Annotated in this window: 15 protein-coding genes; 3 read left to right on the forward strand and 12 right to left on the reverse strand. The window is 68.6% G+C overall.

The window, feature by feature from the left end; all coding sequences use genetic code 11:
* Positions 1-17: 17 nt before the first annotated feature.
* The 4 genes from menD to ACFVVK_RS06945 all read right to left on the reverse strand — a co-directional run bounded on the left by menD (position 18) and on the right by ACFVVK_RS06945 (position 6,982).
* Positions 18-1,748, reverse strand: a complete 1,731-nt coding sequence (menD, locus tag ACFVVK_RS06930) for a 2-succinyl-5-enolpyruvyl-6-hydroxy-3-cyclohexene-1-carboxylic-acid synthase (protein ID WP_390265284.1) — start codon at positions 1,746-1,748, stop codon at positions 18-20.
* Complete coding sequence (gene argS, locus ACFVVK_RS06935; RefSeq protein WP_390265287.1) at positions 1,745-3,535, reverse strand: arginine--tRNA ligase; 1,791 nt, start codon at positions 3,533-3,535, stop codon at positions 1,745-1,747. Before argS ends, menD begins: the two co-directional genes overlap by 4 nt.
* Positions 3,536-3,786: 251 nt before the next feature.
* Positions 3,787-5,871 (reverse strand): PhoX family protein, encoded by a 2,085-nt coding sequence (locus ACFVVK_RS06940; protein WP_390265289.1) that lies wholly within the window; start codon positions 5,869-5,871, stop codon positions 3,787-3,789.
* Positions 5,872-6,040: 169 nt separating this feature from the next.
* The gene (locus tag ACFVVK_RS06945; protein ID WP_390265619.1) at positions 6,041-6,982 is read right to left on the reverse strand and encodes an o-succinylbenzoate synthase; all 942 of its coding nucleotides are present in this window, start codon (positions 6,980-6,982) and stop codon (positions 6,041-6,043) included.
* Between the two features lie 237 nt (positions 6,983-7,219).
* Here ACFVVK_RS06945 and ACFVVK_RS06950 point away from each other — a divergent pair, with 237 nt between their 5' ends.
* Entirely contained in the window at positions 7,220-8,161 is a 942-nt protein-coding gene (locus ACFVVK_RS06950) for a phosphatase PAP2 family protein (RefSeq protein WP_390265292.1), read from the forward strand.
* 223 nt (positions 8,162-8,384) lie between these two features.
* Here ACFVVK_RS06950 and ACFVVK_RS06955 read toward each other — a convergent pair whose 3' ends face one another.
* The 4 genes from ACFVVK_RS06955 to ACFVVK_RS06970 all read right to left on the reverse strand — a co-directional run bounded on the left by ACFVVK_RS06955 (position 8,385) and on the right by ACFVVK_RS06970 (position 12,712).
* Entirely contained in the window at positions 8,385-9,596 is a 1,212-nt protein-coding gene (locus ACFVVK_RS06955; RefSeq protein ID WP_390265294.1) for an MFS transporter, read from the reverse strand.
* Positions 9,597-9,648: 52 nt separating this feature from the next.
* Positions 9,649-10,386: a GAF and ANTAR domain-containing protein gene (locus ACFVVK_RS06960; RefSeq protein ID WP_390265297.1), complete on the reverse strand. Its 738-nt coding sequence runs from the start codon at positions 10,384-10,386 to the stop codon at positions 9,649-9,651.
* Between the two features lie 107 nt (positions 10,387-10,493).
* Complete coding sequence (locus ACFVVK_RS06965; protein ID WP_390265299.1) at positions 10,494-11,780, reverse strand: MinD/ParA family protein; 1,287 nt, start codon at positions 11,778-11,780, stop codon at positions 10,494-10,496.
* Positions 11,781-11,896: 116 nt separating this feature from the next.
* Positions 11,897-12,712 (reverse strand): MBL fold metallo-hydrolase, encoded by an 816-nt coding sequence (locus ACFVVK_RS06970; RefSeq protein ID WP_390265302.1) that lies wholly within the window; start codon positions 12,710-12,712, stop codon positions 11,897-11,899.
* Positions 12,713-12,929: 217 nt separating this feature from the next.
* Here ACFVVK_RS06970 and ACFVVK_RS06975 point away from each other — a divergent pair, with 217 nt between their 5' ends.
* On the forward strand, positions 12,930-13,559 hold the full coding sequence (locus tag ACFVVK_RS06975) for a TMEM175 family protein (RefSeq protein WP_390265304.1): 630 nt from the start codon (positions 12,930-12,932) through the stop codon (positions 13,557-13,559).
* Between the two features lie 26 nt (positions 13,560-13,585).
* On the opposite strand, the gene ACFVVK_RS06980 is transcribed toward ACFVVK_RS06975, so the two are convergent.
* The 3 genes from ACFVVK_RS06980 to pdhA are packed head-to-tail and all read right to left on the reverse strand — an operon-like array spanning position 13,586 to position 17,666.
* A complete protein-coding gene (locus ACFVVK_RS06980; RefSeq protein ID WP_390265306.1) occupies positions 13,586-15,286 on the reverse strand; it encodes a dihydrolipoamide acetyltransferase family protein in 1,701 nt (566 codons plus the stop codon).
* Positions 15,287-15,288: 2 nt separating this feature from the next.
* Positions 15,289-16,413 carry an alpha-ketoacid dehydrogenase subunit beta gene (locus ACFVVK_RS06985; RefSeq protein WP_390265309.1) on the reverse strand — a complete coding sequence of 375 codons (1,125 nt, stop codon included), beginning with the start codon at positions 16,411-16,413 and terminating at the stop codon, positions 15,289-15,291.
* Positions 16,410-17,666 carry a pyruvate dehydrogenase (acetyl-transferring) E1 component subunit alpha gene (pdhA, locus tag ACFVVK_RS06990; RefSeq protein ID WP_390265312.1) on the reverse strand — a complete coding sequence of 419 codons (1,257 nt, stop codon included), beginning with the start codon at positions 17,664-17,666 and terminating at the stop codon, positions 16,410-16,412. Before pdhA ends, ACFVVK_RS06985 begins: the two co-directional genes overlap by 4 nt.
* A 160-nt stretch (positions 17,667-17,826) precedes the next feature.
* On the opposite strand from pdhA, the gene ACFVVK_RS06995 reads away from it, so the two are divergent.
* Positions 17,827-18,291, forward strand: coding sequence for an Lrp/AsnC family transcriptional regulator (locus tag ACFVVK_RS06995; protein WP_390265314.1), 465 nt, complete (start codon positions 17,827-17,829; stop codon positions 18,289-18,291).
* A 20-nt stretch (positions 18,292-18,311) separates the two neighbouring features.
* Here the strand turns inward: ACFVVK_RS06995 and ACFVVK_RS07000 are convergent, their stop codons facing one another.
* Positions 18,312-19,439 carry a glycosyltransferase gene (locus tag ACFVVK_RS07000; protein WP_390265316.1) on the reverse strand — a complete coding sequence of 376 codons (1,128 nt, stop codon included), beginning with the start codon at positions 19,437-19,439 and terminating at the stop codon, positions 18,312-18,314.
* Between the last annotated feature and the right edge of the window lie 150 nt (positions 19,440-19,589).

Raw genomic sequence — 19,589 nt, forward strand, 5'->3', positions numbered from 1 at the left:
GCGCGTCCAATTCCGAGCTAGGCCTGTGGGAGGCCTTCCACGGCGGTGGCCACGGCGGCGCGGATGGCCCGGTGCAGCTCCCCGAGCCGGTGCCGGTCCGTGCGGACTTCGATGATGCTGCGGCCCTCCACCGGGGCGGACAACGCGTCGGCGAGTTCCGCCGTCGTCCCGACCCTGCGGTGAGCGACGCCGTAGGCCGCGGCAAGCGCGGCGAGGTCCACCTGCTGCGGGGTGGCGAAGAGGCGTTCGACGGCGGTGCCGTAGCGGCCGGACGCGGCCACCGCGCCGTGCTCCAGGAGCCCGAAAATGGCACCGCCCGCGTCGTTGAGCACCACGATCCGCAGCAGCGGTTCGGCCTCCCCGGCGCCGAGCAGGAGCCCGCCGGCGTCGTGCAGGAACGTCACGTCCCCCATCAGCACGGTGGTTTCCTGCCGTCCGCCGAGCGCGATGCCCGTGGCGGTGGAGGTGGTGCCGTCGATCCCGGCGAGTCCGCGGTTGGCGTACATGGTGGCCTGGGGCTCCGCCGGCGGCGCCGCCGCGAGGTCGACGTCACGGATCCCGTTCGAGGAGCCCAGGACAAGCTGGCCGCGGCTGTGCTTCCAGACCTCGGCGCCGACTGACGGTCCGGTCGCGGCGTCGGCCCCGGCGAGGACCAGGTCGACGGCGTGCTGCGCTGCGGCCCCGGCCAGTAGCCAGGCATCGAGCCACGCGGCGGACCCGCGGCCGGCGAAGTCGGCCAGGTCCGCGAGGGTTTCCAGCGGCAGTTCGGTCCGGCGGCCGGGCTCGTACCATGCGACCGGCACGGGCTGGTACAGGGCAGAGGGCACGTCGGCCCTGGCCAGCAGCTCGGTGACCGGGCGGGACAGGGTGGGCCGGCCGAACAGGACCACACGCTCGATCGGCTGTGCCGCGTCCGGGCCGAAGTGCTCCAGCAGCAGCCGGTAAGGCCCCACGGCGTTGGGGCCGAACCTGGCATTCGAGGAGGGCTCGGCCAGCAGCGGCAGGCCGTGCGCGCGGGCGAACGCCTCGGCGACGGGACCGGCGTCGTGCCCGGCCAGCACCACGGTGCGCCGCTCCGGCAGGTCCGCCGACGCGGCCGGAAAGTCCAGCGCCAAGGGGTTCCGCGCGGTCCGGTACACGCTCCGCCCCGCGGCGGCTGGCAGGCTGTCTCCCGCGGCCGGGACCAGCGGGTCGCGGAAGGCCAGGTTGAGCTGGACCGGCCCGGGCGGCGTGTCCTCGAAAGCACCGGTGGCTGCGCTGAGGGCCGTTTCCACCGCACGCCGCGGATCGCTGCCTGCCGGCACGTCGACGGCGAAGCGAACGTGCTCGCCGAACAGGTCAAGCTGCACGGTGGTCTGGTTGGCCCCGGTCCCCCGCAGTTCCTCCGGCCGGTCCGCGGAGATGACCACAAGCGGCACGGCGGCGTGGTTGGCCTCCATCACGGCCGGCATGAGGTTGCCGACCGCCGTGCCGGACGTGGTGAGGACGGCGGCGGGGGCACCGGTGGACAGGGCCAGGCCGAGGGCCGTGAAGCCGGCGGAGCGCTCGTCGGTCCGGACCAGCAGCTCCACGCGGCCGGCGGCGTCGGCCTCGGCCAGGGCGTAGGCCATGGGCGCCGAGCGGGAGCCCGGGGACACCACGACGTGGCGCACCCCGGCGTCGAGCAGCGTGTCGACGGCGATCCGCGCCGCCGCCACCGCGGCCAGGCCGCCCGAGGCGGGCGCGGCGGCCGGTTCGGCCGGGCTCACATGTTCTCCGGCGTCTCGATGCCCAGCAGGTCCAGCCCGAGGGACAGGCGGCGCAGCACGAGCGCGCACAGGGCCAGCCGCGAGTTCCGGACGGATTCCTCGGCCTTGAGCACCGGACACTGGTCGTAAAAGGACGTGAACAGCTGCGCAAGCTCGAAAAGGTAGCCGCAGAGACGGTGCGGCTCGAGCGTGTCCCGCACCTTGTTCAGTGTCGTGGTGAATTCCAGCAGGTGCAGGGCGAGCGCGCGTTCGGCGGGTTCGACGACGGCGATCGCCGTGGCTGGCCCGTCGGGGCCAGTCTCGGCGGCACCGCCGCTGGTGAACTGTTCCAGCACGCCGGCTTTGCGCAGGATGGAGCGGATCCTCGCGGCGGCGTACTGCACGTAGGGGCCCGTATTGCCGCTGAGTGCGAGCATGCGGTCGAAGTCAAAGACGTACTCGGTGTCGTGGCCGGTGGAGAGGTCCGCATACTTGACGGCGCCGATGCCCACCTGGCGGGCGGTCACCGCGCGTTCCTCGTCGCTGAGCTCGGGACGGCTCGCGTCAATGACGGCACGGGCACGGTCCACGGCTTCTTCGAGCAGGGCCATGAGCTTCACCGGGGCGCCCGAACGGGATTTGAGGATCTTCCCGTCCTCGCCCAGCACGTTGCCGATCTGCACGTGCACGGCCTGGACCGTGTCCGGCAGCCAGCCGGCGTCGCGGGCGGTGGCCATGACCATCCGCAGGTGGACGTTCTGCGGGGCGCCCACGACGTAGAGGATCCGGTCGGCCTGCAGATCGCGGACCCGGTAGCGGATGGTGGCCAGGTCCGTGGTGCCGTAACCGTAACCGCCGTCGGACTTGCGGATGATAAGCGGCAGCGGCTGCCCGTCCCGGCCGGTGAAGCCTTCGGGGAAGGTGCACAGGGCGCCGTCGCTGGTCCGGGCCAGGCCGCGTTCCTCGAGTTCTTGGCACAGTTGTGCCAGATGAGCGTCATAGGAGCTTTCGCCGGCGATGTGGTCGTCGGTGAGGCTGATGCCCAGCGTGGAGTAGATGGCGTTGAAGTACCGCTTGGACTGGGCCACGAGCCGCTGCCAGACGGCGAAGGTCTCCTGGTCACCGCCCTGCAGGGCCACGACGCGGAGCCGGGCCCTGGTGGCGAAGCCGTCCGCGTCGGTGGCGGAGGCATCGAACTTGGCCCGGGCCGCCTGGTAGAACGCGCTGGGATCCTCCACCAGCAGCGCCGCCTCCGGGGAGTCCTCGCCGATCTCCAGCCAGTGCTCGATCAGCATGCCGAAGGGGGTGCCCCAGTCGCCGATGTGGTTCTGCCGGATCACCGAATCCCCGAGGGCTTCGAGCACCTTGACGAGGCTGTCGCCCACCACGGTGGTGCGCAGGTGGCCCACGTGCATTTCCTTGGCCACGTTCGGGGAGGAATAGTCGACGACGACGCGCTGCGGTGCTGCGGCGGGCGGGACGGCTTTGGCGGGGGTCGCGGCTTCGGCGGATTCTGAGTTGAGCAGTTCCTCGATCCAGGTGCCGTCGTAGCTCAGGTTGATGAATCCCGGCCCGGAGATTTCCACGCCGGTGCAGATGCCGTCCAGATTCAGGGCGGCCACGATCTTTGCGGCGGCGTCCCGCGGCGGCAGGCCGGCCTTCTTGGCCAAAGCCATGGCGGCGTTGACCTGGATGTCGGCGAACTGAGAGGGCCTGACCACCGGGTCCGTCTGCCGGAACTCGTCGCCGAACGCGGTGGCAATTGCAGCCTGGACTCTGGGGACAACCAATTCGGCCGGATTATTCACAGTCCCAAATTATCAGTTCGCACCTCCCCCGACGCTCCCTCACCTCCGGTCCCCAAACAACCGACGCTCCCTCACGTCCGGCCGGCGAACGCCCGACGCTCCCTCACGTCCGGCCCCCAAACGACCGACGCTCCCTCACGTCCGGCCGTGAAAATTCCAAACGTGAGAGAGCGTCCGGAGAAAACCTGCCAAATGTGCGGGAGCATCGACACCGAACCCGGCAAACGTGAGAGAGCGTCGGGGGTGGGGGGCTATGCGTCGGTGCGGAACACCTGGACCACGGACGGACGCGGGGCGCGGACCTGGCCCGGCCGCGGCGCCGCGCCGGCGGCAACGTAGTCGGGGAAGTACGAGTGCTGCTCGGCGAACGTGCCTTCCTCGCCCGGGTGCTGCACGGCAACGAAAACGGTCCGTTCGTCGTCGTGGATGACCGGGCCGCAGGTCTCGGCGTCGCGCGGGACGGCGAGGAACTGCTCCACCTTGCCGCGTTCCGCACCGTCCAGCGTCACCTTGAAGAGGCCGTCCGCGTAGCCGACGGTGGAGGGCGCCCCGTCCGTGGAGATCCAGAGGTTGCCCACCGAGTCGAAGGCGACATTGTCCGGGCAGGAGATCGGCGAGACCCGGTCCGCGGGGAAGCCGGCGAAGTACGTCGCGGAGTTCCTTGCCGGGTCGCCGCAGACCATCAGCAGGTTCCAGCCGAAAGTGGTGGACGCCTGGTCCCCGGTTTCGGTGATTTCCACGATGTGGCCGTCACGGTTGAGGTTGCGCGGGTTGACCTCCGTGGCCGCCTCCTTGCCCGCCTTGCCGCGGTCCGTGTTGTTGGTGCAGACGACGTACACCTTGCCCGTGTGCAGGCTGGGCTGGACGTCCTCGCAGCGGTCCATTTTGGTCGGGCCGACCTTGTCCGCGGCGAGGCGGGTGTAGACCAGCACCTCTTCCACGGACATCCCGGCCACCTTCGACTGGCCGCCTACCACGAGCGGCAGCCACACACCTGCGCCGTCGAAGGCGCCGTCGGCCGGGAGCTTGCCCGAGCCGTCGATCTCGGCCGGGGCGGAGCTGCCCGTGAACTTGGCGACGTAGAGGTCGCCCGCCGAGAGGAGGGTCAGGTTGTGCCGGCGGTCGCCTTCCCGGTACGTGTCCCTGGAGACGAACTTGTACAGGTAGTCGAAGCGCTCGTCGTCGCCCATGTACGCCACCACGTGGCCGGACTTGGCGACAATCACGTTGGCACCCTCGTGCTTGAAGCGGCCCATCGCCGAGTGCTTGCGGGGTGTCGACGACGGATCGAAGGGGTCAACTTCCACGATCCAGCCGAAGCGGTTGGCCTCGTTCTCGAACCCGGCGTTGCGGGTGTCGAAGCGCGGGTCATCGAGTTCCCACTGGCGGGCCGTCGGTTTGCTGGTCAGGCCGTAGCGCTTATCGGCGTCGGAGGTCCCGGGCGTGGCGAAGTAGCCGTTGAAGTTTTCCTCGCCCGAGAGGATGGTGCCCCAGGGGGTGGTGCCGCCGGAGCAGTTGCCCAGGGTGCCCTTGATGGCCCGGCCGGACGGGTCGGCGACGGTCTTCAGGAGCGCGGATCCTGCGGCGGGACCGTCGAGCTGGTACGTGGTGTCGGTCAGGAAGCGGCGGTTCAGGCGGGCGCCCTTGACGTAGCTCCACGGCTTGTTCTTGTTCTTCCGTTCCAGCTCCACGACCGTGAGTCCGTGCGCGGCACGGCCGATCGCGCGGGTTTCGGCGGGGTCGAAGCCGGCCGGGACCATGATGTTCTCGTTGGTGTACTCGTGGTTCGTGAAGAGCACCGCCCGGCGGTCCTTGGCGCCTTCGATCGGCAGGATGTCCGTGTAGTCGTTGTTGTAGCCGAACTGGCGGGCCTGTGCCGCCGCGCTCTGGTGCTCGAGGTCGAAGGCCGGCGAGTCGTGGAACAGCGGGTCGCCCCAGCGGATGACCGGCTGCCAGGTGAACCCGGCGGGGACGGTCAGCTTGTCCACTGCGGCGTCCACCGGTGCGATGGCGGTGAACTGCAGCTTGGAGGGGCCGAAGCCGTTCTTGGCGGCGGCAGCGAGGCCGGGACCGCCGTCGGCAACGGCCGTTCCGGCGGACGTCACGGCGTTTCCGAGCACGACGGCGAGCGCGCCGGCGGCGCCGAAGCCCAGGGCGGCGCGGCGGGACATTGTGGCGGAGGCGATGTCACGGAAGTAGCTGTTGGAGCTGGTGTTGCAGACCTCGCCCGAGCAGGCGTTGTCGCACTTCAGGGCACACGTGACGGGGCTGCGCTTGCCCTTCGTGTGGCCGAGCATGGGGAGCAGGGAAAACTTGCGTTCGGAGGATACCGACATGGAGAGACCTTCCATGGGAGTGAGATGCGGTCGCGCTCACCCTTCCAGCCGCGGGCTACCGAGAGACGTCTCCTAGATGAAGAACCGGTGAACGCTTCCCCCTGTCCCGAACCCCATCCGCTGCTCCGTAAAAGCCCTGTTCAGGGCCGGTAAAGGTCGAAAAGAGTCGTTACTGAGCAGTCGATGCGGCCAGCACGGCGTGCACCCGCCGCAGCCGGTCCAGCCACCAGTCCCGGCGCTCCGGGGATGCCGCGTGCTCGGCCAGGAGTTCCGGTGCCGGGCGGACGTCCCGGAGGGCGATAGCGCCGTCGTCGGGGACCATGCAATCCTGCGTGACGTCCGCCGCGAGCAGCGACACCGTGCCGAGGCCGCAGGCGTACGGCAGCGCCGGCAGGGCGGCTGCGAGGGCCAGCCCGGCCCGGATCCCCACGGAGGTGTCCAGCGCCGAACTCACGACGGCGGGAAGGCCCGCCTGCGCCACGATGTCCAGGGCGCGCCGCACTCCCCCAAGCGGGGCAACCTTGACCACGATCAGGTCCGCGGCGCCGGTGCGCGCCACTTTGAGGGGATCGTCCTCCTTGCGCACGCTTTCGTCCGCCGCGATCAGTACGGGGACCCCGGAGGCCCGCAGCTGCCGCCGGACTTCGGCCAGGCCCGCGATGTCCGGCACGGGCTGTTCGGCGTATTCGAGCCCGACGGCGGCCAGCCGGGTCAGTGCCGGAACGGCCTCCGCGACGTCCCAGCCGCCGTTCGCGTCCACCCGGATGACGGCGTCCGGGAGCGCCTCGCGGACGGCGACGACCCGGGCGGCGTCGTCGTCGAGGCTCTGGCCGCGCTCGGCGACCTTGACCTTGACCGCATCCACGCGGCCAAAGCGGGCCAGGACTTCCGGGACCCGGTCCGCGGGCACGGCCGGCACGGTGGCGTTGACCGGGATGCTGTCGCGCAAGGGCTTCGGGAACCCTGACCAGCCGGCCTCGACCGCGGCGGCAAGCCAGCGGGAAGCCTCGGCGTCCCCATATTCCGGGAACGGCCCGAATTCGCCCCAGCCCACGGGTCCGTGGAGCAGCAGGGCCTCACGCTGCAGGATGCCCCGGAACTTCACCCGCATCGGCAGGCTCACCACATGGGCGCCGGCGAGGAGTTCGTCGAAGCTGGGCAGGGCCGCGGCAGGAGGCGTAACGGGGTCCAAGGGGTGCGGGGCGTCTGGGTTTAGGGGAAGGGCGGGCATGATGCCACTGTACTGGGATGCTGTAGTGCGAGGCTGTCCCGGACTTGGCCGGGCCGTGCAGTCGTGGCCGCGGTGTCCATCAGGCGGCGTGCAGGGTTCTGTGCGACCCTTGATGCCATGACTTTTCGGCAGCAAAGCACCTCCGGGGACCTGCCTGCCCAAGTCCCCGAGAGCCCGGCCGCCAAGCCGCGGCCGGAGTGGTCCCCCCGCAAGGGCATTGCCATGTTGTTCGCGCTGGCAACGGTCGCCTGCGTCGCCGCGCTGGCGGCCACGTATGTCTTCTTTGTTCGCACCACCACAGGCCAGTTCATTGACGAATCGGCCCTCGTGGAAGCCGTGGAGCTCAGCGGTACCGCGGGCAGGGCCGCCACCAAGCTGTTGGACTGGCTCCCGGCGCTTTCCGTGGTGATCGCGTCGGTCGTGGTCATTTTCGTCACCATCCTCAGGCGCCGGTGGGCCGCGGCGGGGATCGCGGTGGCGGCCTGCGTGGGCGCCAACCTGGCCACCCAGATCCTGAAAGACCTGCTCCCGGTCCGGCCGTACCGCGGCGTCGAAACTCTGGAGCTGAATTCGCTGCCCTCAGGCCACACCACCATGGCGGCCTCGGCCGCCGCCGCCGTCTTCCTCATGGTCTCGCCGCGCTGGCGGCCGCTGGCCGGTTTTCTGGGCGGCAGCTTCGCCGTCGCCACCGGGGTATCCACCCTGATCAACCAGTGGCACCGGCCGGCCGACGTGGTGGCGGCCTTCCTGGTGGTGGGCGCCTTCATGATCCCGGCCGGCTGGCTGGTTATCCGCACGGGCCCGCGCTGGAACGTCTGGGATGGCTACAACCAACACTGGGCCTCAGCCCGGGTGTGGCTGGCGCTCCCCGTCCTTGTTGGCCTTGCCGCGGCCGGTGTGGCGGTCTTCGGGCTGCTGAGCATCGCCCCGGGCGGGCAGGAGAGCAGCACTACGACTTACTTCTGGGCCGGGACGTCGCTGATCGTCATTACGGGTTACCTCGGCACCGTGGCGGGCGTCTGGCTGTTCGGGCTCGCCGCCCGGCAGGGGGACACCTAGCCGCCGCAGGAGGGGCACCGGCCGGCGAATCTCGCCGCACCGCCCGAGGGCGATTCGGAGCCGCCGGCGAACCCCGCGGCACCGTCCGGGGGCACTTTGACACGGACACGCCGGGGAAACCCGGCCTCTCCCCTGCAAAGCCCGTCAAAGTCCCCCCGCACGGAGCGCACCCCGGCTGAGCAAGCGAGGGTGCGGTGTTGACCCGGCGGCGAGGCCCAGGGAATCAGTAGTTCCGGCCGTGCCTGAGGCGCGGAATGGTAACGGCGAATACTGCTGCGGCGGCGGAGCCAATCACACCGGTCGCCGCCACGCCGGCACCCAGGGACGCGGCAGCGGTGACGGCCGAGAGCAAGACCGGCCCGCCGGTGGCACCGGCGTCGGCCATGAAGCGCCAGATGCCGAGGAACTGGCCACGGCCGTTGTCCGGGGAGAAGTCGGCGCCGAGCGTCATGTTCAGGCCCGAGCTGATCCCGTTGCCGAAGCCGATCAGGAGCGCCGCCAGCATGAGCGAGACGAAGTCCGTGCTGAGCGGGATGAGCACCATGGCCGTTCCCATGATGAGGGTGGACGGGACCGCCACCCACAGCCGGCCCTTGCGGTCCATCAGTTTTCCCGCCGGGTAAAAGACGAGCATGTCGATGGCGCCGGAGATGCCGTAGATGAGGGCGGCCTGCGTGGCGTCCAGGCCCAGGTGATCGGCCCACAGCGGGATGACCGCCTGGCGTGAGGCCCGCAGCGCGCTCAGCAGCAGGACCCCCGCGCCCACGGTCAGGAAGACGCCGGAGTGGGATACCGCGATGCTGCGCAGGGTCGGCTGGTTCGGCGAAACGCCGTCGGCCGGGGGCGGCACCTCGAGATCCGGGATCCTGAGGGATACGGCCGCCGCCGCAGCCATCGCCAGGACGCCCACCCAGTAGGCCCCGGCGATGCCGGCAAACTGCATCACCCCGGCGCCGACGAACGGACCAATGAAGATGCCGATCCTGGTGACGCCGCCGAGCGTTGACAGGGCACGCGCCCGGAGCGTGACCGGAACGGCTTCGGTCAGGTACTTCTGCCGGGCCCGGCTGAAGACGCTGGCGGCCATGCCGACGACGACCATCGCCGCCGCGAGCACCCAGATCCCGCCGGGGAAGAGGGGCGCCACAGCCGCGGCAGCGAGGGCGACGGCGCTCGCGGCCGCAGCCCCCACGATCGCCCAGCGTTCGCCGAACTTTAAGGTGATCAAAGACGCCGGCAGGTTGAAGAACCAGGATCCGAGTCCGATCAGCGTAACGATCAGGGCGGCACCGGCCACGGAGGCGCCGAGGTCGCGGGCGGACAGTGCGACCACGGGCAGGATCGCGCCTTCGCCAAGGCTGAACATGAGGGCCGGTCCGAAGGCGGGAACGGCGATGGTGCGGAGGCTGAAGGGGGCGAGGCTTGTTGCGGTCATCCCCTTCATCCTAGGGGCCGCCGGGACTCCGCCCCTGGCGCCCCCTCCGGGGTTACGCGTCGAAGTGGGTGCGGACTTCCTCGTTTGTGAGGTTGCGGAGCACGTCGGCGGCGACGTCCCGCAGCTTCTGGTTCCGGTTGCTGGAGACCCGGGTCAGGATGGCCATGGCTTCGTCCTGTGAGCAGCGGTTTTGCGCCATGACCACGCCGCAGGCCAGATTGATCGACGTGCGGTTCTCCATGGCGGCCTGCAGATCTTCTGCCCGGGTTTGCATGGTTCCCATCCGGACGGCGAGGCGCAGGGCCCGGCCGGCGAGATCGGCGAATCCGGCGGCCGCGGCGATGGCCTCCTCGGTGAACAGTCCAGTGTCCGAAGCGAAGAAGTTCAGGGCGGCCGCGGCGTCCGGGCCGATTTCCAGCGGAACGCCCAGCGTACTGTGGCAGCCTTTGTCCGCGAGCTCCCGCTGGTATCCGGGCCAGCGGGGATCCTCGTCCACGTCCGCCAGCAGGACGACCTCCTTGATCCGCAGCGCCAGGATGCAGGGGCCGTCGCCATAACTGTGCTCAATCCGGTCGAGAATGACCGCGTGGGGGCTGCTGCCCGCGACCGTCGTCATCCGCTTCCGCCGTTGCAGGGTTACCCCGCATTCGATCTCTGCTCCGGTGGTGCGGCTCAGGGTGACCGCCGAGAACTCCGCAAGACGGCCGAGGAAGTCCTCGACGTTGTCCGTCGACATGAGCAGATCCTGCAGTTGCAGGGCGGCTTCGTCCCCGGCGTAGTTGTTTGCCATGCCTAAATCTAAGGCGGGATACCACCGCCGGACAACCCGAACAACCGGGTTACGCCTTTGGCGCACTCCGGCTCAGCAGTCACTTCCGGAGCAACAACAGCTTTGACCTAGACGTAGCCGTCCACGATCGCGGCGGCAATTTCCCGGTAAGCGCGCCGCGTTTCCGGCCGCAGGACGTCCAGGGTCACGAGGTCGCCGTCGGCCACGCCGCGGTCGTGCGGGACCGCGATCAGCTGGCGGCAGATGCCAGACAGGTGTTCCTCGATGGCGTCCTTGTCCACCCGGCTGGAGACCTCGTCCTTGTCCGTGATGACAACGACGGCGTTGCTGGCGAGGTCCGCGTAGCCGTGGCTGGCCAGCCAGTGCAGCGTGCTGCGGGCCCGCTTGGCGCCGCTGACGGCATAGCCTGCCGCGATGATCAGGTTGTCCGCCGACTGCAGGATGCCGCTCATCGCGTTGTGAGTCACGCCGGTGCCGCAGTCAATGAGCGCCACCGAGTAGTAACCGGAGATGAGTTTGCGGATCCGCAGGTACTCCTCCGCCGTCAGGGAGTCCGAAACCTCGGGATCCTGTTCGCCGGCAATGAGGTGCAGCCTGCCGGCATGGTGCATGTACCGGGCAAGGGCCGTGAGGGAATCGATGGATTCGATGTTCTTGAGCAGGTCCGTGATGGTGCGGGGACTTTGTTGCTGGTAGATCCCCTCGCCGAGGGCACGCTCTACGAGGTCCCCGGAGTCGGGGTTCGCGTCGATCGCACAGGGCGGATCGCCGCGGAATTCGGCCAGGGTCAGGCCGACGCCGACGGTCGTGGAAGTCTTGCCGATCCCGCCCTTGAGGCTCAGGACGGCCGTGTTGTAGCTGCCCTGGAGTTGGCGGGAGATCCGCCGTGCCAGCTCGTCCTCTTCGCGCTGCCGGGCGCTCGGGCCGAGGTTCAGGCCGCCGCCGGTCAGGTTGTAGAGGGCGCCGCGGAATCCGCCGACAGGCCGCGGTTTCTGCTCGCGGACAAAGAGGCCGGGGGAACTGATGAAATCGGGCACCGGCGCCTCGGCGAGGGCCGCAGACCGACTGGCCGAACGGGTGGAGCGGCTCGGCTGTGCCGGCACGGCTGGGGCAGCCCCGGGGGCGGGCGGCGTTACGACCGGATCCTTGGACGGCTTGGCCGGCTGCGGGCGCGCGGGGGCGTCGGCAGCGGCGGCGGCCTCCGCCCAGGAACTGCTGGGGGCGGTGGGGCGCTGCTCGGCCTGGTCGCTGGAAATGATCGGCATGGTTCCTGTCCAGGCGTCGGAGTCATCGCCGCGGCGGCGGTCTCGCCGTCGCGGGAGTTGGGCCTGCTCTGCGGCTGCTTGAGCGTCGGCAAGGGCGTCGGCGGTCTTGTTCTCGACCGGTTCTGGCATGTTCGTTCCCCCCAGGGATCACAGCGCAGACCGCTGCAGTGCTCGATTGACATCGTTCAAGGAACAAGTCTAGGGGCAATGATGAGCACCCTTACCATCGGGTGCCCATCCCGTCCCTAGTGGTTCGCCCGCGTTTCCTGCAGGCGTTTGATGAACCAGCGCGACTGCTCGGGCCCGTACGGCAGGATCGGGATCGCCTTGGTCGCGTCGTCCGGAGTTTCCCGGGTGGCCTGGGTTGCCTGCCGCGCCGCGGTGGTCATGGTGTCCGCCATGGTCTTGACGAACTCATCCGAGCACGGCTCGCCGTGACCGGGGACCAGGAACTCGTAGCGGTGCCGCAACGCGGACAGGTGCCGGAGGGCGTCCGCCCAGTCTTCCGGGAAGGAGTCCTCGAAGGAGGGATGCGAACCCTGTTCCACCAGGTCACCGGCGAAAAGCGTGCTCGCCGTGCCCACGAGGAGGTCGCCGTCGGTGTGGCCGTTGCCCAGATAGAACAAGGTGGCGGTCTGCCCACCCAGGTCCACGAGGACCGGCTGGTCCTTCACGATCGCGTTCGGAACCACCAGCTCGACGTCGGTGCCCTGGCCCGCGGCCATCTCAGGCTCGTCCGCGGTCACCAGCCGGCGCTGCTCGTCGCCGTTCTCTTCAATCTCTGCCGCACAGTTCTCGTGCGCCCAAAACTCCGTAACGCCGTCGGCGGCAAAGACAGCATTGCCGAAGAAGTGGTCGTAGTGGGCATGCGTATTGACGACGACGAGCGGCAGCGCGGTCTTTTCGCGCACGGCGGCCAGGATCTCGCGGCCCTGCCGGGGGCCGCCGCCGGTGTCGATCACCATGGCGCGTTCAGTGCCGACGACCAGTCCCGTGTTGAGCCAGGAACCTTGAGTTGTCAGTACGTAGTTGTCCGGACCGACCTCGAGCCAACGTGACATTAAATCTCCGTAATTCCGACGCTTTTCGTGTTGCTTGGTGCGATGTTCAGGCCTCGATTCTACCCACGGCCGGCCGGCAATGCCCGGAGGCGGCGCCGCCGGAACTGCTCCCTGTCCGCCCGGGAGCCATCGCCGTGCGCACCCGGAGGGTGTAGCGTGTGGGCTACCTTATTTGATCCGCCATGTGCTCCGCCGAACGATCGAAAGGTGGCTCCCGTTGGATTCCGGCACATCGCTGGAGCGGCTGGTGTTCTTCAGCGATGCCGTCTTCGCCATCGCCCTGACCCTCTTGGCCCTGGACTTGAAGCTGCCCGAGGGTATTCCCGCAGCCGATCTGGATGACGCCCTCGTGGAGGCTTGGCCGCAACTGTTCGCGTATGCGCTCTCCTTCCTCATCATCTCCAGGACCTGGATGTCCCACAGGGCCGACTTCGCCAGGATCGAGCATTTCAACGTGAATCTGGCCAGGCTGAATCTGGCCCTCCTGTTCTTCATCGCCATGCTTCCCGCGCCCACGTCCATCCTCAGCGACTACGGGGACGACCCCACCCCCTGGCCAAGCGTGCTGTATGCCACCAATATCGCAGCGGTCTATCTCACGATGGCGGCCATCTGGGCGTATGCCGAGCGGGCTGGCCTGATGGAGCCGGAGATGGCGCCGCGGGTCCACCGGCCGGTACTCAATGCCCGGATGGTCGGTGCCGCAATCTTCCTGTTCTCAATTCCGGCGGCGTTTGCGCTTAACTCCTACACCCCGCTGCTGTGGCTGCTGCTCTTGCCGGCGCCCTGGGTGACGCACCGGCTTTCAGCCCTCCGGCACGCCGGGAAGGGGACCGCGCAGGGCTGACTGTGCGGCCCCCTCACGCGCCAAACTCACAGGTCCGCGAGGGCCGTTCCCGGAGTCTCGATCGCGTCGGCGACGTAGCGCAAGAAGCCGCCGGCTGTGCCGCCGTCGCACACGCGGTGATCAAAGGTCAGCGTCAGTTCGGTGACCTTGCGCACGGCAAGTTCGCCGTTGACCACCCAGGGCTTGTCGATGATTCGTCCGACGCCGAGGATGCCCACCTCGGGGTGGTTGATGATCGCGGCGGAGCCGTCGACACCGAACACGCCGTAGTTGTTCAGCGTGAAGGTGCCGCTGCCCAGTTCCGCCGGGGTCGCCTTGCCTTCGCGGACGACGGCGGTGAGGCGGCGGATCTCGGCGTCCAGTTCGCGGGCGCTGAGCTTGTCCGCATTGCGCACCGACGGCACCATCAGTCCGCGCTCGGTCTGCGCCGCGAACCCGAGGTTGATGCCGTCGAACTCGACGATCTCCTGCATCGTGCCGCCTGCGGCATCCTCTACGGTCACGATCCTGGTGTTGAGCGCGGGGTACTTCTTCAGCCCGGCGGTGACGAAACGGGCGATGAACGCCAGCAGGCCCGGCGTGTTGTGCGGATCCTGCTTCTTCAGGGCAGCGCGCATCTCCACGAGCGCCGTGGCGTCCACGTCCACCCACACCGTGGCTTCCGGGATCTCCGACCGGCTGCGGGTCATGTTCGCCGCAACGGCCTTTCGCACTCCCCGAACGGCGGTGCGCCCCGAAATGCCCAGCCCGGTCCGGGCATCCGTGCCCGCGGCGGCGGTGTCCGCGACCGGCACGCCGGCAGGCTCCTCGGCACGGCTGGCCGCCACGGGGGCGGGCTGGATGGCCGCTTCCACGTCCCGCCGCATGATGAGGCCGCTGGCCCCGGACCCCTGGAGTCCCCCCAGGTCAACCCCATGATCGCGCGCCATCCGGCGGACCAGCGGAGAAATAACGGCTCCCAATTTCCCGGGAACCCGGGTCCGCAGAAGCAGAAGGTCATCGGCAGCCTTCTCGGCCTCAGACACGCCGCTGGCCGGCTCGACGACCGAAGTAGCGGCGGCCCGCCTAGGAGCCCGGCTCCGCCGAGCAACCCCCTGCCCGCCGGGAGTCCCATACCCAATGAGGACATTCCCAGACCCAGCCTTCTCCTCCTCACGGTAAGCCTCAGCGGCAACAGCGGCCGGCGAGTCAGCAGGAGCGCCAGGCGACAATCCAGCATCAGGCGACTCGGCGACAGCGGAAGGCGAGCCAGCGGCGAAACCAGCCGGCGCGGATGATGCCGCCCCGGGAGTGGCATCGGGCCTGTCGGAGCCGGACGGCATGCTGCTTGCAGCAATGCCGTCCGGCGAAGGGGCGGGGGCGGCATCATCCGCGGCGGCCCCCACGGCGGAACCACCCGCGGCGGGCCCCGCACCGGAAGCGGCGGCGGCCCCACCAGCGCCGGCGGCCCCACCAGCGGAAGCACCGCCGGAGACGGAAGCCCCAGCAGGCATCACCGAGATCAGTGGCTTCCCGACGTCGAGCGTCTGCCCGGGTTCGCCGTGCAGTATGGCAACGGTTCCGGCGTACGGCGAGGGCACCTCCACCATGGACTTGGCCGTCTCCACCTCGGCAATCGGCTGGTCCACGCGGATCTCGTCGCCCACGGCCACGAGCCAGCTGACGAGTTCGGCTTCGGTCAGGCCCTCGCCGAGATCCGGCAGGAGGAATACTTTCGGTTCGCTCATGGTCAGTCTTCCCACTGGAGGTCGTCAACGGCGTCGAGGATGCGGTCCACGCCGGGCAGGTAGTAGTGCTCGAGCTTCGGCGCCGGGTACGGCACGTCGAAGCCCGTGACGCGGCGGATCGGCGCGGCGAGGTGGTGGAAGCAACGTTCCTGCACCCGGGCCACGATTTCCGAGGCGACGGAAGCGAAGCCGTGGGCCTCGGCGATGACCACGGCGCGGCCGGTCTTGCGCACCGAGGCGCAGACTGTCTCGTCGTCGAACGGCACGATCGAGCGGACGTCGATCACCTCCAGCGATCGGCCTTCCTCGGCCGCGGCGGCCGCGGCGGCGAGCGCCGTCGGGATGGAGGGTCCGTAGGCAATCAGGGTCGCGTCCGTGCCGGGGCGGGCGACGGCGGCGCGGCCTTCGGAGGACGTGCCGCGCGCGGTGTTGGCGGCGTGCTCGGAGCGCAGCGCCTCCAGGTCCACCTGGTCCTTGGACCAATACAGCTTCTTGGGCTCCATGAACATGACGGGGTCATCGGAGTCGATGGCTTCGCGGAGCATCCGGTAGCCGTCCGCCACGGTGGCGGGGGTGAAGACCTTCAGGCCGGCGGTGTGCGCGTAGTAGGCCTCGGAGGAGTCGCAGTGGTGTTCCACTCCCCCGATGCCGCCGGCGTACGGGACGCGGATGACCATGGGCAGCTTCACGGCACCCTTGGTGCGGTTGTGCATCTTGGCGACGTGGCTGACGATCTGTTCGAAGGCCGGGTAGGCGAACGCGTCGAACTGCATCTCGATGACCGGGCGCATCCCGTTCATGGCCATGCCCACGGCCATGCCGACGATCCCGGATTCGGCCAGCGGGGTGTCGAAGCAGCGGCTCGGCCCGAACGTCTTGGTGAGGCCGTCGGTGATGCGGAAGACGCCGCCGAGCATGCCGACGTCCTCACCGAAGACCAGGACCGAGTCATCTGCGTGCATGGCGTCGGCCATGGCGGTGTTCAGGGCCTTGGCCAGGGTGATGGTCTGTGGTCCCGTCTTTGCTGCCTGCTGCTCAGCGGCGGCCGCCGCGGTGGCGGCGGCGCGGGCCGTGGCGGCGCTGACGTTGTTGTTCGCCTCGGAGGACGTGGTGACGGTGGGGCTCATTTCCCGGACCCCTTTGCAATGGATGCGGCTGAGGTGGGTGCGGCGTCGCGGGCCAGTTCGTCGGCGAGCATGGCGGACTGCTCCTTCAGCTGCTGGGTGGGTGTCGAGAAGACGTGGTTGAACAGGTCCTGCGGGTCCACCGGGACGTCTTCGCCGAGGCCGTCGCGCAGCTGGGTGGCTACAGCCTCGGCTTTCCCGGCGATCCGGTCGGCGGCTGCGTTGTCGAGCAGGCCGCGGCCGCTCAGATAGGTCTGCATCCGGCTCAGCGGGTCCTTCGCGACCCATTCGGCGACCTCGCTGTCCTGCCGGTAGCGGGTGGCGTCATCGGCGTTGGTGTGCGCCTGCATCCGGTAGGTGTGCGCCTCCACCAGCAAGGGGCCGGAGCCTTCGCGTGCGAGCTTGACGGCGCGGCCGAGCACGGCGAGCAGCGCGACGACGTCGTTGCCGTCCACGCGTTCGCCGGCCATGCCATAGCCCACGGCCTTGTGCGCCAGCGACGGCGCGACGGACTGGTGCGCCAGTGGCACCGAAATGGCGTACTGGTTGTTTTGGACGAAGAAAACCACCGGCAGATGGAAGACGGCAGCGAAATTCAGGGCTTCATGGAAGTCGCCCTCACTCGTGGCGCCGTCGCCGCACATGGCCAGGACCACCGTGTCCTCGCCGCGCAGCTTGGCGGCGTGGGCCACGCCGACGCCGTGCAGCAGCTGGGTGGTCAGCGGAGTGCACTGGATGCCGACCTTGTGTTCGGCGGGATCGTAGCCGCCGTGCCAGTCGCCGCGGAACAGCGTCATGGTCTGGACGGGGTCCACGCCGCGGGCCATCACGGCCACGGAGTCGCGGTACGTCGGGAACAGCCAGTCGCCCTCGGCGAGGCACAGCGCCGCAGCAACCTGGCAGGCCTCCTGTCCGTGGCTCGAGGGGTACACGGCCATCCGGCCCTGCCGCACGAGTGCGGAGTTCTGGTCATTGACGCGGCGCCCGACGACGAGCTGCTCGTAGGCAGCCAGCAGTTCGGTATCGCTGGGGAGGCCATATTCGTGTCCGGGCTGGGTGCCCTGCTCAGTGTGCGGGTTCAGCGTCCCGTCGGGGCCGACCATCTGGATCTGGTGGCGGGCAGGGAGCATGTAGTCCTCGGCCGTGATGCCAAACTTGTGCACGGCCTCGCTGGCTGGATCCTGTTGCCCGGCCGGCTGTGGCGCCGTGTCTTTAATCGCAGGCTCCTGGGCGGTGTGGTCCGCGGAGATCGTCATTGGTCCGTCCTTCTGTTGCCACTAATCTTTCCCAGTATGGCGCCGGCCGATGTTTCGTATCCACCGTTGCCGGAAATCGTGGAGAAGTCCCAGAATTTGCCCTAATCTTGAAGACAAATTGTAAGTGTGAGCTGGATTACGGGCAGGGGTTGTGGACGAAATGGCGGAGCTTGAGGAGGACCAGGCGGCGGTGCCACTGGACCATGTGGACCGGAACATCATTGCCGAGCTCACCCGGGACGGCCGGATGTCTGTGACGCAGGTGGCGGAGAACGTCCACATTTCGCGTGCCCACGCCTATACCCGGATAGCCCGGCTCACCGGCGAAGGCGTCCTGACCAAGTTCACTGCGCTAGTGGATCCCATCAAGGCCGGCCTGAAGTCCTCCGCCTACGTAACACTGAAGGTGCGGCAGCATTCGTGGCGCGAGCTGCGCGAACTCCTGCGCGCCATTCCCGAGGTCCACCACATCGCCCTGGTGGGCGGGGACTTCGATGTCATCCTGCTGGTGCGTGCCGTCGACAATATTGACCTTCGCCGGGTGATCTTCGATCAGCTGCAGTCCATGCCGGGCGTCCTGGATACCCAGACGTTCCTAGTGTTTGAGGATCTCGATACGAGGTAGGGCTTGCGCAACCCCAGCCGCTAGGCCTGTGGTCCGTAAAGGGCCAACAATTGCGCACTGACTGCCTCAATGCTGAACGTCGTTGCGAGTCCCTTGTACCCGTTGGATACCAAGCTGTCCCGCCGCGCCTTCCCGGACAGGATGCGCTCGACGGCGTCCGCCAAGCTCTCCGGCGTGCCGTCCGTCAATTCGGCGGCTTTGAGGAACGCCAGTTGAGGGGCGATTCCCGAGTCGAGAGTGGTCACCACCGGAGTCCCCGAGGCAAGGGACTCGAGGACGGTCATGGGGAAAACCTCCGCCGTGCTCGGGAGCACGTAGACGGCAGCCTGGGCAAGACGATTCACGGCCTGTCCCGTCGGCAGCACTCCTTCATAGAGCAACGACTTTTCGAGGGATTGTTCCTTCACAAAGGCCATGAGGGGCGCCAAGTCGCCCTCATCCGGCCCCACGACCACACAGGTCACGGGGACTCCCCTGTCGACCAAAATTTTACTCATCCGGGCAAAGTTCATAACCCGCTTTCGCGGGTGCAGTCGCGCGAGGAACAAGACCTCGTCCGACTTACGCCGGAGTTCCCGGACGGGCCGAACGGAGATGCCGTTAGCGACCCTTGCAACGACGACGGGCCCCCCGGCGACCTCCTCGAGACCCAGTTGCTCCCTTGCAGTGAGTGCCAGGACGCTTCGCGCACGCGATAGAACCTCCCTGGTTAGCAAGCGGTCCAGAAGCCGGGCAAGAAGCCGGCCGTCCGGCATAACCATGCCGTGTGTCTGCACCACCGGCCTGACGTGCCGCGACACGGCCCGAGCTGCCGGAAGCGTGATCAGATCGCGGGCGAGATGGATGTGAACCACGGCGCCGCTTCGGGCGCGAGCGTGTGCGGCTCGTGCCAGGCCCGGCGCCCAGAGCCCGCTAAACCCGTGAGGCCAAACCCGGAGCACTTTGAAAAGGGTGACTTTGACACCTTCGGCTTGGACAACGGCCTCCCCGTCCCAACCCGCCATCAATTCCACGTCGTGTCCTTGGCGGGCAAGTTCGGTCAACTGGGAAATGGCCACCGCGATGGGCCCCCCGAATGCGCCGTCTGCCGAAACGTACGTGACTATGTGGACGATTCTCACTGCTGCCCTCCCACTCCAGGCCTGCACCCGACAGGGAGCAGGCGTGCCCAGTCTCAGAACTTTTGTCCGGAATTCCCCTGGGCATCATTCTTACATTCGGAAGCAGAAAGGGCGCATGGCCGGCACTAGCGGCTGGGCTCGTGACCATGCGCGGCATTGCCTAGGAGATTTTCCCGG

Origin of the sequence: Arthrobacter sp. NPDC058192 (genome assembly GCF_042883665.1) — a bacterium.
Classification (GTDB): Bacteria; Actinomycetota; Actinomycetes; order Actinomycetales; family Micrococcaceae; genus Arthrobacter.